Annotated in this window: 12 protein-coding genes; 8 read left to right on the forward strand and 4 right to left on the reverse strand. The window is 49.5% G+C overall.

Translation table 11 applies throughout. The features are described from left to right. Positions 1 to 216: 216 nt before the first annotated feature. Together Q8K39_RS23220 and Q8K39_RS23225 are read left to right on the forward strand one after the other, a co-directional pair. A complete protein-coding gene (locus Q8K39_RS23220) occupies positions 217 to 408 on the forward strand; it encodes a DUF1508 domain-containing protein (RefSeq protein WP_305263534.1) in 192 nt (63 codons plus the stop codon). Between the two features lie 77 nt (positions 409 to 485). After that, positions 486 to 773: a hypothetical protein gene (locus Q8K39_RS23225; protein ID WP_305263535.1), complete on the forward strand. Its 288-nt coding sequence runs from the start codon at positions 486 to 488 to the stop codon at positions 771 to 773. A 51-nt stretch (positions 774 to 824) separates the two neighbouring features. Here the strand turns inward: Q8K39_RS23225 and Q8K39_RS23230 are convergent, their stop codons facing one another. Then, on the reverse strand, positions 825 to 2,375 hold the full coding sequence (locus tag Q8K39_RS23230; RefSeq protein ID WP_305263536.1) for a recombinase family protein: 1,551 nt from the start codon (positions 2,373 to 2,375) through the stop codon (positions 825 to 827). A 40-nt stretch (positions 2,376 to 2,415) separates the two neighbouring features. Between Q8K39_RS23230 and Q8K39_RS23235 the strand changes: the two genes are divergently transcribed. The 6 genes from Q8K39_RS23235 to Q8K39_RS23260 all read left to right on the forward strand — a co-directional run bounded on the left by Q8K39_RS23235 (position 2,416) and on the right by Q8K39_RS23260 (position 10,117). Then, entirely contained in the window at positions 2,416 to 3,801 is a 1,386-nt protein-coding gene (locus Q8K39_RS23235) for a hypothetical protein (protein WP_230413626.1), read from the forward strand. Then, positions 3,798 to 4,580 carry a hypothetical protein gene (locus Q8K39_RS23240; RefSeq protein WP_305263537.1) on the forward strand — a complete coding sequence of 261 codons (783 nt, stop codon included), beginning with the start codon at positions 3,798 to 3,800 and terminating at the stop codon, positions 4,578 to 4,580. Before Q8K39_RS23235 ends, Q8K39_RS23240 begins: the two co-directional genes overlap by 4 nt. Positions 4,581 to 4,585: 5 nt before the next feature. Next, on the forward strand, positions 4,586 to 7,417 hold the full coding sequence (locus Q8K39_RS23245; RefSeq protein WP_305263538.1) for an AAA family ATPase: 2,832 nt from the start codon (positions 4,586 to 4,588) through the stop codon (positions 7,415 to 7,417). Then, positions 7,351 to 7,941 (forward strand): DUF4124 domain-containing protein, encoded by a 591-nt coding sequence (locus tag Q8K39_RS23250; protein WP_305263539.1) that lies wholly within the window; start codon positions 7,351 to 7,353, stop codon positions 7,939 to 7,941. Before Q8K39_RS23245 ends, Q8K39_RS23250 begins: the two co-directional genes overlap by 67 nt. Before the next feature lie 163 nt (positions 7,942 to 8,104). After that, positions 8,105 to 9,196, forward strand: a complete 1,092-nt coding sequence (locus Q8K39_RS23255; protein ID WP_305263540.1) for a DUF3667 domain-containing protein — start codon at positions 8,105 to 8,107, stop codon at positions 9,194 to 9,196. Between the two features lie 171 nt (positions 9,197 to 9,367). Continuing rightward, a complete protein-coding gene (locus Q8K39_RS23260) occupies positions 9,368 to 10,117 on the forward strand; it encodes a Crp/Fnr family transcriptional regulator (RefSeq protein WP_305263541.1) in 750 nt (249 codons plus the stop codon). A gap of 36 nt (positions 10,118 to 10,153) precedes the next feature. Here Q8K39_RS23260 and Q8K39_RS23265 read toward each other — a convergent pair whose 3' ends face one another. From Q8K39_RS23265 to Q8K39_RS23275, 3 genes are read right to left on the reverse strand one after another with little or no spacing between them, the layout of a single operon-like run. Next, the gene (locus Q8K39_RS23265; protein ID WP_305263542.1) at positions 10,154 to 11,302 is read right to left on the reverse strand and encodes a nitroreductase family protein; all 1,149 of its coding nucleotides are present in this window, start codon (positions 11,300 to 11,302) and stop codon (positions 10,154 to 10,156) included. After that, complete coding sequence (locus tag Q8K39_RS23270; protein WP_305263543.1) at positions 11,289 to 12,215, reverse strand: ThiF family adenylyltransferase; 927 nt, start codon at positions 12,213 to 12,215, stop codon at positions 11,289 to 11,291. The genes Q8K39_RS23265 and Q8K39_RS23270 overlap by 14 nt, the downstream gene beginning before the upstream one ends. A 1-nt stretch (position 12,216) precedes the next feature. After that, positions 12,217 to 12,972, reverse strand: coding sequence for an N-acetyltransferase (locus tag Q8K39_RS23275; protein WP_305263544.1), 756 nt, complete (start codon positions 12,970 to 12,972; stop codon positions 12,217 to 12,219). Positions 12,973 to 12,996: the final 24 nt, after the last annotated feature.

Raw genomic sequence — 12,996 nt, forward strand, 5'->3', positions numbered from 1 at the left:
TGGCCAACAGACTATCGGCCAGTTTGAGCAATTCCGGGTCGGGCTTGGCCCGCTTGTTACGCTTTGCAACGGTCATCATTTCTCCTTGAGGGTAGCAGTCTCCTGCTAAATGACCGTTTACACAAAATTATTTACACCCTCTATGGCAAGCCTAACTTGCATCAATTGTGTTCTTTTCAGAGTCCTTAATTAATTATCAACCTGAAAGGTAACATCATGTACTTCGAAATCTATAGTTCTACCGGGTTACTTAATCACCCTTCTACTCAATGGCGCTGGAGATTGAAAGCAGCTAACCATGAGACGATTGCCAGTGGCGAAAGCTACTACTACAAAGCAGATTGCCTGCACGCAATCGACTTGGTCAAATCGACCAACGCAAATACACCTGTAAAAGACTTAGGCTAATCACTAGGACTGCCTTGCCGTATATCGCAGGGCAGTTACTTCCTAATTTTTTTGGCAATTAACTACAAGGTGTAATTATGTTGAATACTAATATTTATCAAATCAGCTATGACTTGAAGAAATTCAAGGACTATCCACAGCTATATCAAGCAATTTTAAAACTTGGCCCAAATGTAAGGGTGCTGGAATCACTTTGGCTCGTAGCAAACCAAGGTACAGCCCTTGCAATCAGAAATCACCTTCAGACTGCTGTGGACGGTGATGACAGGTTATTTGTTTGCAAGATAGTACCTGTGGATGCTGCTAGCTTAAACCTGCCTCAAAATGTCTTGAATTGGCTGAAGACTCACGCTGGTTGGGTATAAAACTCTGAATCCCCCTGTCGAACACTTACTTGCTCTTCAGGGGGGCTTTAATCAACGCCACAACTTATCAAAATCATCTGGGATATCAGTCATTTTGTCCTTGTGTTTCTTATACATCTGCCTGAACCAGTCCGCATTGAAATCCCCATCTATTGCGGCCTTCCACAACATATCTTGAGTAAGTGGCAATACAGTTATCTCGCCTCCCTGAGCAGACACAGCCAGATTCTCAGTTTTAGCAAGTCCACAATCTGTGTCATCCTCTCGACTTCTGCCCCATTCTATTTTGACCCCTTTTCTTCGAAGGAGTGTATTCAGCTTAGTTTTGCTTGCATCATCAGCATTATTTAATAAATCAATCCTTTCCTGCTTAGAACCTCCACCGAGACTTTGTTGCACCATCGCATTGTCATGCTCCTGCTTTAGCTTATTAACAATTCTTTCTTGCGTGCTGACCATCTTAGCTAATGCGGTGCTGTAATTCTCTTGCATGTCAGCTTCCCAATTCTTCAGCTTATTTTGTGCGTCTCTCAACTCTGAATCATTGAGTATTGGTCTAGCTGCATCTTCATCCTCGATCTTGATTACTATCTCTCTAAATAGTCTCAGAGCAAGATCACCCTTAATATCTGCACCGCCTCTACCTACGCATGAACCATTGCTTTTATTCTTGCAGACCAGCCACATACCAGAGGCTCTATTTCTTTGCTGAAAGTACATATTTCCACCACAATGCATGCAAACACTTACCCCCTTCATCACATTGAAATTGCCTGTATTCCTCCCCGTCTTATTTAATTTCCTGTCGGCAATATAAACCTGCGCAAGATCAAACATCTCTTTTGTCACAACAGCAGGTAAAAAACCTTCCCGTCCTTTGTACTCACCAATACAAGCCCTATTTTTGAGGACAGACAGTATTCCTGCTTGAGTCCAAGTCTTCCCACTTCTAAGCGTCTTAATACCACCCTGATTTAGCGCTGTAGCTATCTGCTTGGTTCCTTTGCCTTCATTGCACATAGCAAACATCCTCTCGACCACAGATGCCCCCTCATTCAGCTTATATGTCCCTTCAGAGCTGCTTTTCTCAATCCAGTAAGGCGTATGCACCTGCACGAATTGCCCTTCTTGTAGCTTCTCTAGACGGTTCTTATGTGCAGCCTTAGCTCTTTGACTTCTCTTAACATTCTCTTTATGAGCAGCGCTGTTTTCAAACACTGACCGAATAATGTCAATGTCTATACTCTCGCTGTCCTTATGTAGAACAAGCCCTGACTTTATAACGTGTATAGCAATTCCAACGTCAAGCACGTCGTTAATAGCTCTTTGAGCAGACCTTACGTCTTCCCTACTAAACCTATCAAGATTTTCAAGCAAGATATGGTCGCCCGCTCTTGCAACCCCCATAAGATCAGCCCAAGCTGTTCCTTCTAGGCGATTGGCTCCAGCCTTAGCACTAATCCCCTTGTCGCTAAATATGTCCTCTAGGTGGAAATTGTTCTGTCCAGCGTAGTGCTTGATATAATCCTCCTGGCGGTCAATTGAGTACTTACTCTGACCAACACTACTAAAACGACAATATCCATAGTATTTAGATGACATAATGAAAACAGAATTTACGATGAGATGCGTATAATACCGCATGCAAAATTTAAGTAACGAAGCTGAGGTTCAGAACGAAGACGATCTCGCTCTGCAGACCTATTTCAAGCCTGGTATTACTCCCGAAGACGTTTCCGCTGTATTCCCCCTGAAGCGTGGCCAGCCTGTATTGCAGGCTTTCACGGCTTTGTTCCATGGCGGTTTCAACGGCGTATTGCTGCGCCTGCTGGTTTTGCGGGAATTGACAGCGGATGTGGAAACACCGTCGCTGAGCCGGGCGGATATCAATGCCAAACTGGGATATCTCGAAGCAGATGCTTTGGAGACGGTATTGTCGCGCCTGCGCTCAACCGGCTTGCTGATCTGGGATGCCAGCCAGTCGGTCTACCGCATCGCACCGACAGCCCGTAACGTACTGGCAGCGATAGAGTCTTTGCTGCACGTCGAAGAAAACAATGACCAGGCTGAGATGAGTTATATGCTCACCCAGGTCGCTGGTGCCCAGGCAGTTGGTGGCGTCTCGGTGGAGCAATTGCATCACTTGCTGGGTCGCCTGATTGAACTGACGGAAGAATTCTCGGATGCGATTGCCTCAGGTTCGGAGTTCCAGCTGCGCACTGCACAGCAAAAATGGCATACCGCCTGCGACTGGGTAGAAAAAGGCTCAGAGATCATTCATGCCATCACCAATGACAGCCGTGCCGATGCGGCAACCCACAGGGCTGCACAGGCGATAGGCCGTGCACAGAGTGCCTTGTTGAATATGCAGGGCATGTTCTCGCGGGCACTGAACCAAATTGAACGCCAACGTGTGCACCTGGGTCAGTCTGGCTTGTCGACTACCGATATCAAAACCTGGTTGCTGCAAAAAGATGATCTGGCTGCATTAGCAGATGATGCGCTGGCCAAACCGGTGACGCCTATGTTTATTACGCCATCGGAAATGATCGATGTAGCCGAGAGCGAATTACTGAGCCACCGCGTCTCTGCACTTGTCGGTGCTTTGCCTGCCGGTGAAAATGCACCGTCAATTGCCAATGATGATAGCGATGCCCTGCATGAGCTTGATCACTGGCTGGCCTTGCTGACTGAGGCTGATGCATCGGAAAAACCTATCTCGTTGCAGGATATTTTATTACCGTCGAATTTTTCGATTGCCTCATACCGCGCCTCCATGCTGCCTTTGCTGGGAGATGCCAATGAATCCGCCTTGCAGGGTGCGACCGGGATACTGGCACGCCTGCCACTGGTCTTCAATTCCAAAGACAAAATGCACAAGGTGCATGATGAACATGTTGCGGCAATGTCGATCGCCAGTCTGAGTGCCCCTACTGAAGCCACTACCGCCGGTAAAGCAAAGCCATCTGCACCCGTCGACCCATCCGCACCACCAGCACCGCCTGTACAGACTAGAGAAACACCATGATCGAAGATGCTCAAATCCTGATCGCCCGCTTGCTGGCGCACCAGACCCTGCGCCGTGAAGACAAGCTGGTTAAACGCGCCTTGTCGGATGAGTTATTTCGTACCGAGATCGACACACGCCTGAAAGCCTGCGGCATGAAGTTTGTCGATAATGTGTATGCAGACTATGTCACTCTGGCCTTGACACGCGATAGCGAATCCAAGGTATTTGGCACCAAAGAAACCTGGCAGAATAATAATTTTGGCCTGGCCCGCGATGGCGTGGCCTTACTGGTGGTCTTGTGGTCCTTGATTATTTTGCCCAAACGCGAACGGCAGGAAGCCCATCAACTGGCAGAAGAAGACCAGAATGATATGTTCGGCAAAGACAAACCCATGCCGCGTGCAGAGGACACTTCGATAGGCATCTCTTACCGCGCCCTGCTGGCAGACTTCGGTGAAAAGCTGGGCAAGAAAACCCGTATGGACATGAACTTGGGTCAGTTGGCACGCGTAGGATTTATCGAACGCAAGGCCGACCTGATCCTGGAAGGCCCGCTGCTGGATCTGCTAATGGATACCGACACCCTGAAAGACCGCATCATCAATGGTGCGTTGTCAGATATCTTCCACATCCCGGCACCACGCACACCAGCCGTCATCGCACCTGTGGTTGAAACTCCAGCTGAAGTTGAAGCTGCTACAGAAACAAATGTAGCAAGCGTGGAAACACCTGTTGCCAACAACGATGCAAGTGCAAACACTGGCGCTGACTTCACCCCCAATACCGAAAAAGAATAAGCACCATGTTTCATATCAAATCGCTGGAACTTGTCCATTGGGATTATTGGCAACGTATCAAGAACATCCCGCTGGATGCCAAGATCATCACCATCGCCGGGCAAAATGGCTCGGGTAAAACCACGCTGCTGGATGCCTTGCGCACCCTGTTCGGCCTGGAATGTTCCATGGGGCGTTCCTACAAACATTATGCCCGCCACTCTGGCCAGCAAACGGCATGGATACGTGCGGTCGTCGATAACAGTGCAGTTGGGCCGCAGATTTCCAACCGCCCTTTCCGCATGTCGGGTTTGTATGAAGATGAAGTCACGCTGTTTTGCAAGATAGAGAAAAATGGTGGTGACTGGAAGCGTCAATACCTCATGCGCAGTGGCAAGACCGAAATAGAAGAGATACAGGAAGCCAACGACTGGCTGGGCGTGGAAAGCTATCGCAAACGTCTGTCACATGCAGGGCTGTCGAATGCCATGGGCAAGGTACTGGCGCTGGAACAGGGTGAGACTGACAAGCTGTGTGAATACGCGCCGCGCCAGTTGCTGGACTTGGTGTTTCAAGTCTTTGGCGACAAAGAAGTACTGGATGCCTATGATGATGCCAAGCGCCATCAACGTGATACCGAAACTGAATTGCAGCGCTTTGAAACCGAGCTTGAAGGTGCCAAGACCAATCTGGAAGGCTTGCGCCTGCGCGTTGCCAATTACCACCAGTATGAAAGCCTGAACAAGGAAAAGCGCGATCTGCAGGAAGAAATACTGCCTACCCTGCAATACCATGAAGCACTGGAAAAAGCGGGTACTACCAGTCAGACCCTGCGGGCCAGCAAACGTTTTTTAAAGACGCAAGACCTGGCCCTGTCTGATCGCCGCCAGCACCTGGCGCAACAGGCGCAGCAAGTCACGGATGCCAAGCAGGCAGAAGCTGCACTGGAAGCAGAAGAGTCATCTCTGCGCGAAAAACTGGGACAGATCAACAGCAAACTGAAACCGCAGGAAAGCTTGCTGGAACAAAAAGCCCGCTTGCAAAAACTGGCTGCAGAAGCAGATGCCGATGTCGCCAATATCGCTGACGATCTGGAGAAAAAAGAAGCCGAACTGTCGCGCCAGAAGCTGGAACGTGATGCCCTGACCCAGCGTATCGCTGGCGAGATGGAAACCATCGCCGCGCTGCAAGGCAAGTCTGCCCTGCCTGATCCTGAGAATGTGCGCCAGATGCGCCGTGCACTGGCGGAGGCAAATATTCCGCATTGCATGTTGCCAGAGATCGTAGAAGTTACTGATCCCAAATGGCAGGCTGCAGTAGAAGGTGTATTGCGCGGTTATACCTCAGTGATTTTGCTGGACAAGGCAACTGACGCCTCTGCAGCTTACCGCATAGGTGAAAAACAGCGCTACAGCCATTTCATCGTGCCGGACCGTATCAGCGCACCTGTGGTCAAGGACCAGAGTCTGCTGTCGGTCGTTAACTTCACCGGCCAGGCACCAGGCTGGTTGATAGAGCAGCTACAACGCATAGACACGGTAGGCTCAATTGAGTTGGGCATGAAGCTGCCCAAGAATCAGGAATGGATTACGCCTGACGCTTATCATTTCGAGCGCCGTGGTGGCCGTTCGCTGTTCGTCGAAGTATCGCGCTATCGCTTTGGTAATGCAGGCCGCACCCAGCGCCTGGAAGCCTTGCTAAAGTCATTGCCACGCCTGCAATCACAAGAAGATGTGCTGACCATGCAGATCAGCAAGCTGGCTGGTGAAATCAGTGCCTACAAGGCGCGCCTGGCAGGTGTTGATGCAGCAAAAGAACTCAGTGCCCGCCATGCCGAATTTGAAGAAGCCAGTCGCAACACCCAGCCGCTGAAACAGCAGCGCATGGAAGTGGGTGGCCGCCTCGGTGAAATAGCCCCTCTGCTGAAGGCCGCCACTGAACAGCGCTCGGTCGCTCATTTGAAATGGGAACAGGCCAAGGCCGCGATTGCCGATGCCGAAGCCCAATTGCGCAGCTCAGAAAAACGCCACGCCGATGAACGCAAGGAACAATTCGAAACCCTGCGCGCGATGCGCGACACCTGGCATACCCTGCCGCACAACTGGAAGCGCGCTTCGCATCGCAAGGAACTGGTCGCCGAACATGAAAACGTCCACCAGATAGAATTGCGCATACGCAGCCTGACGAATAACCTGGCGCGTGATGACTGGGAAACTGATTCCACCGTAGTCGATCAGTACACCCGTCTGAATGCACTGCTGCAAGGCCGCCAGGCAGAAACTGATGAACGCCGCTACCAGAATAACCGGGCGATAGAAGCCACCGTGAATGCCCGCGCCGCCTATATGGACAGGCTGCGCTTCACGATCAAGTCTTACAGCAAGAACATCAAGCAACTCGGTGAGTTGGCAGGTATAGAAGTGCATACCGACCCGGTCAAGCTGGAAAATGACGATATACAACTGGCACAAGCTGGCTTGCATGTTCGCTTCAAATTTGACGGCAAGGGCCCGATAGGTATGAACGATGGTGAAGCATCCGGTGGCCAGCAAGTCATGAAGTCTCTGATACTGCTGATAGGCCTGCTGAAATCTGACGATGGTTCTGGCGGCTTTGTCTTCATCGATGAACCTTTCGCCCATCTGGACATACGCAACATCCAGCTGGTTGGTGAGTTCCTCAAAAACACGGATGCCCAGTATCTGATGACCACGCCGCTGACGCACAATACTGATGTCTACGATCCATCTGAACTGACACTGATCACCAGCAAGAAGAAAAAAGATACCGAGTGGGCGCAGCCTATTTTTGTCTTGCAAAGAAAAACCGAGAAGAACAAGACTGCCAAAGCATCATGAATATTCGCGAATTACTCTTACTGGCAACCACAATTCTTTCCTTGTCAGTCGCTAACGCCGGAGAAATCCATAAGTGGCGCGATAAAGATGGCCGTCTGCATTTTGGCGATCAGCAAAATGCGCCCAAGGGCAGTCAGGTTATTCTCAATTCGACAAACGCGAACAATAGCCAGGCAACGCCTGCAGAAACTGGGAGCCAGGACAAAAGTTCTGGCCCCCAGTCCGGACCAGCTTCAATTTCGCCAGCAGCTCCCTATACCGGCAATGCTCCGTATGAAAAAGGAGCGCCAGCTGGCATCGCGCCAGAGAAATTGACACAATGCATTGCCATGGTGCGTGAGCATTTCAAGCAAGAAAATTCAGCGAGTGAAATTCGTGCCTTCTTTGTCAAACTTGAATCTGTATGTCCGAAAACCGGATTCATTTGCAGATCTTATAAGTGGAGTCCACAAAAAGACCACTGCGAACCTGTGCGATACAAGGATGGTCAAAATCAGGTCAACCACCAAGTATACAATTCATAGCCGGGGCCAGCTTGCACCTGTCTGCTCAATGAGAAAGACCTGATCTTTGCATGAGCGTCACTTGCCAGGGGTAGCTACTGGCTTGACTGCATTGATTTGAATATTAAATAGTAAAGTGTCACAATCAGAATCGACACCACGATAAAAATAATCGGATACAGGCATGCGCAGCAAGAAAAAAAACAAGGCGACACAGCAAGTCCATAAAAAACTGCCGGAAAGTCAAACGCGCTTTCCCATAGCAAAAGAAGCGGCTTCACCACGCCATACTCAACTTTGCCAAAACTGTGGTGCGCCGCTGGCCGGCAATTATTGCCAGTCTTGCGGCCAGCCAGCCCATGTGCATCGATCGATGGCGCATATCTTTGAAGAAGTTCTGCATGGCATCCTGCATTTCGATCACAAGCTCTGGCGCACCCTGCCTGCGCTAATACTCAGGCCAGGCAAACTTACCCGTGAATATATTGCTGGCAAGCGCCATAGCTACGTGTCACCACTGGCGCTGTTGTTATTCCTGATCGTTGCCATGTTTTTTGTCTTTTCATTGACGATGAAAGACCCGGTAACAGGACTAAAGGGTAGTTACAAATCCAGGGATGAACTGGTATTGGAAATCTACGAGACCAAAGAGACTCTGAACAAACTCACATTGCCGCAAGAAAAACAGGCGGCATCACTGCCAGACGAAGATCTGGGCAGCACCCAGAAAAAACTGAGCAAGCTTGAAATTGCACTGGAAGAAGAAAACCAGCGTCTCGCAAAAGAAGAAAAAGAGCAATTGAAAACAGGAGCGGAAAACAAAAACCCCAGTAGTGAATATGACATCACCCAAGTGAGATGGATAAAAAAAATCCTGGACCGTGCCGAAAAAAATCAGGACCTCACTTTCTACAAATTGAAAGCCAATGCGGCCAAACTGGCTTTCCTGCTGATGCCAATTTCCTTGCCTTTTCTTTGGCTATTATTTGTATTCAAACGGCGTTATAACCTGTTTGATCATGCAGTGTTCTCGCTGTACTCGTTGTCTTTCATGAGTATTTTACTGATGTGTATGGCGCTACTGGCAAAACTCAATCTTACTGCCATCGCCGGTTTATTATTTGCCTTTGTCCCGCCTGTGCATATGTTTGTGCAACTGCGCGATGCTTATGAACTGGGTTTTTTTGCCAGCCTGTGGCGCACGGCAGCCTTGCTATGCATTGCGGCCCTGTCGCTGCTGATTTATACGGTGATTGTCGCCGGGATGAGCTTTTAGCAAAAACACTACATATCTGGTGCACGCAGCATATATTTGAGCACAGTGCTGCGACTTCTTCGTGCTCAAACAAAATCCGCTTTTTTTTAAACGTAAAACCATGTAAGCTACTTTGACATTACAGCTGATACAAGCCTGTGGTAGACAAAAACAAGCTACTTCCAAGGCCATATGAAAAAACCAACCAAAGCTGTCTGGTCTGAAAACCCAAAACAGAACAGTATATTAGCTGCGCTACCCAAGGCAGATTACGAGCGTATCTTGCCTGATCTGGAACTGGTATCCCTTCCTTTAAAGTGGACCATGCTGGAGTCTGGTGATCATGTACGTTTCCTGTATTTTCCTATTTCTGGCGTCGTCTCGCTCATCTATGCACTGGAAGATGGTTCTTCCAGTGAAGTTGCACTGGTAGGTAACGAAGGCATGGTCGGTATTTCCATTTTCATGGGTGGCGATAGTATGCCATCCAGCACAGAAGTCCAAAGCACTGGCAAGGCATACAAACTCAGCCGAAAGATCATGAAAAGGGAGTTTGCCCTGGGAGGCAAGTTGCAGCAATACGCTTTGCTGTATACACAAGCGCTGATTTGCCAGACTTCACAAACTGCAGTTTGCAATCAACATCATCTATTGGATCAGCAACTATGCCGCTGGCTCTTGATGAGTATGGACAGATTGCATTCTGAAGATATCGTGATCACCCAGGAAATGATTTCCAATTTATTGGGGGTACGTCGCGAGAGCGTTACGCAAACAATAGGCCAACTGCAAAAAGATGGATTGATTGCGGTCAGGCGTGGTCACATCAAAGTGCTGGACAGGCACGCCATGGAAGCGCGCGCCTGCGAATGCTATGAGGTCGTCCGTAAAGAATACCTGCGTCTGTTGCCGCCGGTTCCCGATGCGGACCCTGCGGCGTAACAGTAACAATTGCCCGGATTACACAATTTGTGTCAATCAACTGTGCTCCTTATCAAGGCACTTTTGACCTGTCAGATAGTCGCTGGTATCATTTTTTCCCTCACTGCTGGACTGAAGAAATAAATCTTGCAACTTCAATCTCAAGGAACGTGATTGTGCAGGCTTGCCATAGCCGATTCTTCCCATGAAGCTGGTATTTTTCAATATGGCAGGATGGCAAAATGCTGCCAGGCTTTGCTGTAATTCCAGCATCTGTTCTTGTATGCCAGCGGTATCACTACAGGAGCGCCCTGCCTTGACATACCAGCTAAAGATCAGCGGCGTCATTTCTGGCTGCAATTGTATGCCCAACTGTGTGGCCGTTAGCCAGAAGCCTTGCAGGCTACGGCCGGCAGCGACAAAGTCTTCTACCGTTTGTGGTTCTTGCTTTGCCACGATCATGAAATGCGTGGCGCAAAATAATGCCGGAATCAGATCGAGCTGCAAACGTGGCAGCCAGGTTCCTGCCATGTAGCGATTCATCCAGTTGACCCGTTGCCAGCTATGCATGGCCCAGCGCATCAGCAACAGTCCCAGCTTATCCATACCTATGGCCTGATCGGGAATACGGTCTTCACTGAACTGTTTACCCCAGTCTATGACTTTCTTATGGGTAGGGAAAGCCTCAGGCATGGTCAGGCGTATTTTTGCATTACGCCATAATAACTTCGCCATCTTCCAGCGCTGTTGCCAGCCGCCAAACCAGCATATGCTGAAGTTCTCACCTACTGCCTGTTCCAGCGCACGTTGATGTTCTTCACTCAAGCTTGAGGTGGATAGGGCACGTCTTTGCACGCTTCTTTTTTCTATCATGTCCACCAATGGGTGTGGAACACAAATATCAACAGGCAAGAGCCTGACCTGATACGCAAGCGTCCTGCTATCGTTTCTATTTTCCTGGCTGTCCATGCGCAAAAATTCTGCACGTCGCTGCTGATGACTGGCGGCCAGACTAATGTTTTCCAGTAGCGCACCCAGGGCGATCTGGCTGGGGCGACCATCGAAATCATAGACGACGGTGTCGCGGGTATCAAAGGCGCGGATGATGAAAGCATCTTCTGAAATTATTTCAAAACGCCAGTTTTGCACATTGTCGCCACTGGGTGCCCAGCGTGCTTTATCCAGTATGTATTCAAGCGGGCTCATGTTGCCTTCCTGCCGTCGCGAATTTCTGGCCCAGCATGCGTCTGGCGATGGCCAGCTTGATTTTTTGCAGGGGATTGCGGTTACCACCAGGTAACCAGGTTTTCTTCAACTCTTGCCGGTAGGCGTCATAATGCATGCCACGTGGCGCACAAACCACTTTGCCGCGACCCAACAGGATTTTTACAGCTTCAGTTGCTGCAACACCTGCACATAGCTGGCAAGCCATCACCGTCGATGGTCCTTTCTTTAAATCCAGCCTGACGCGGCTGGGGTCAACCAGGTAAGGCATATGCAAACGGCCTGGTGCCAGGCCAAGTAAAAAACGCAAGCCTTGCTCAAATTCAGATTGTCCCTGCATTTGAAAATATGCATCAAAACTCATCTTGCCGGGCATGAAAGCCAGCACGGCAGTCCCCATACCCAGGGGAGCGGCGGTGACTGCCGGTATGCCCTTGCGATAGCAAGCAGCGAAGACTGCCCGACGGGCATCAAAGGCAAAAAAATCCAGGCTATCGATATAAATATCCACGCCATCGAGAAAACTATCCATATTGCCAGTCCCCACACCTTGTGGAAATACTTCTATCCGCAATTCAGGATTGATATCTTTTGCCATGGCCTGCATGACTTGTGTCTTGTCCTGTCCCAGTGTGGATAGCATGGCACCTGCCTGCCGGTTCATGTTTGGCAAATCAAATTGATCGAAATCAGCAATATGAAAAGCACCAATACCCAATCTGGCCAGCGTCAGCAAATGCGCGCCACCGACGCCTCCCATGCCCGCAATCGCCGCCTTCTTGCCGCGCAGTTGCGCCTGCTCTGCTTCCGTGAACCAGCCCAGGTTGCGTGAAAATGCCTGGTCATAATCGAAAGCAGGAGTGCAGCCAACTTGCTTGTCTAGCGATTGTTTCATATTAATTCTCACTCATGCTACGCAGGCGCCCTGCCAAACTGAACTCTTCTTCGGGAGAAAAGAAATAAGGGTAGAAAGAGCGCTCCTTGTCTGCCAACTCTGGTTTTCCACCAAACTGTTTCACCAGTGTGTCGAGATAATTCAAGTCTATACCCAGCAAGACTGATGGTGCCTGAATTTGCTGATTTTCACGAACCTCGCTCAAAATTGTGAAACTCAACATGCGCTGATAAAACGTCACATGCCTGGGATTTACTTCTATGCAGATATAGTTGTAGTGACGGACCTGGTAAGCCCAAATCTCTGCAATATGGAACAGGGATGCCAGCACACTCTTGGATTTGACTTCCTTCTCCACTGCCAGTTTGGTGAACTGGCATAGTTTTGCACCCTTACGCCGCAAGCTGTCGAGTTCAAACTGATACAGGCTATCAAGTGGCAAACCCTCCTCAGAGTCGAATTGCACACTGAGAGTACCAACTGTACGGTTTTCTATCGTGGCTTGCAGGCTCAAGACATTCATGGTCTTGCGCAACTCATGGTTCGTGTAACCACGTGAAGAATAACGCTGATTCACCAGCATGCTGATGGATTCATGATCGTTGCTGGAATTCACCAGTTTGACCTTGAAGCTGGAGTTTTGTTTATCTGGCCATGGATACACCGGGGTTTGCTGGGTAAAGGCAGCGTCATTATTTTTGCGCGGGACATCGAGCGGCATACCGATGATGGTATTTGTCTGAGCGAGCGAGTGCATGATCTTATCCAAAGTAGTAAGCGG

This window comes from Undibacterium sp., from assembly GCF_030683615.1.
GTDB classification, from domain to species: domain Bacteria; phylum Pseudomonadota; class Gammaproteobacteria; order Burkholderiales; family Burkholderiaceae_D; genus Undibacterium; species Undibacterium umbellatum.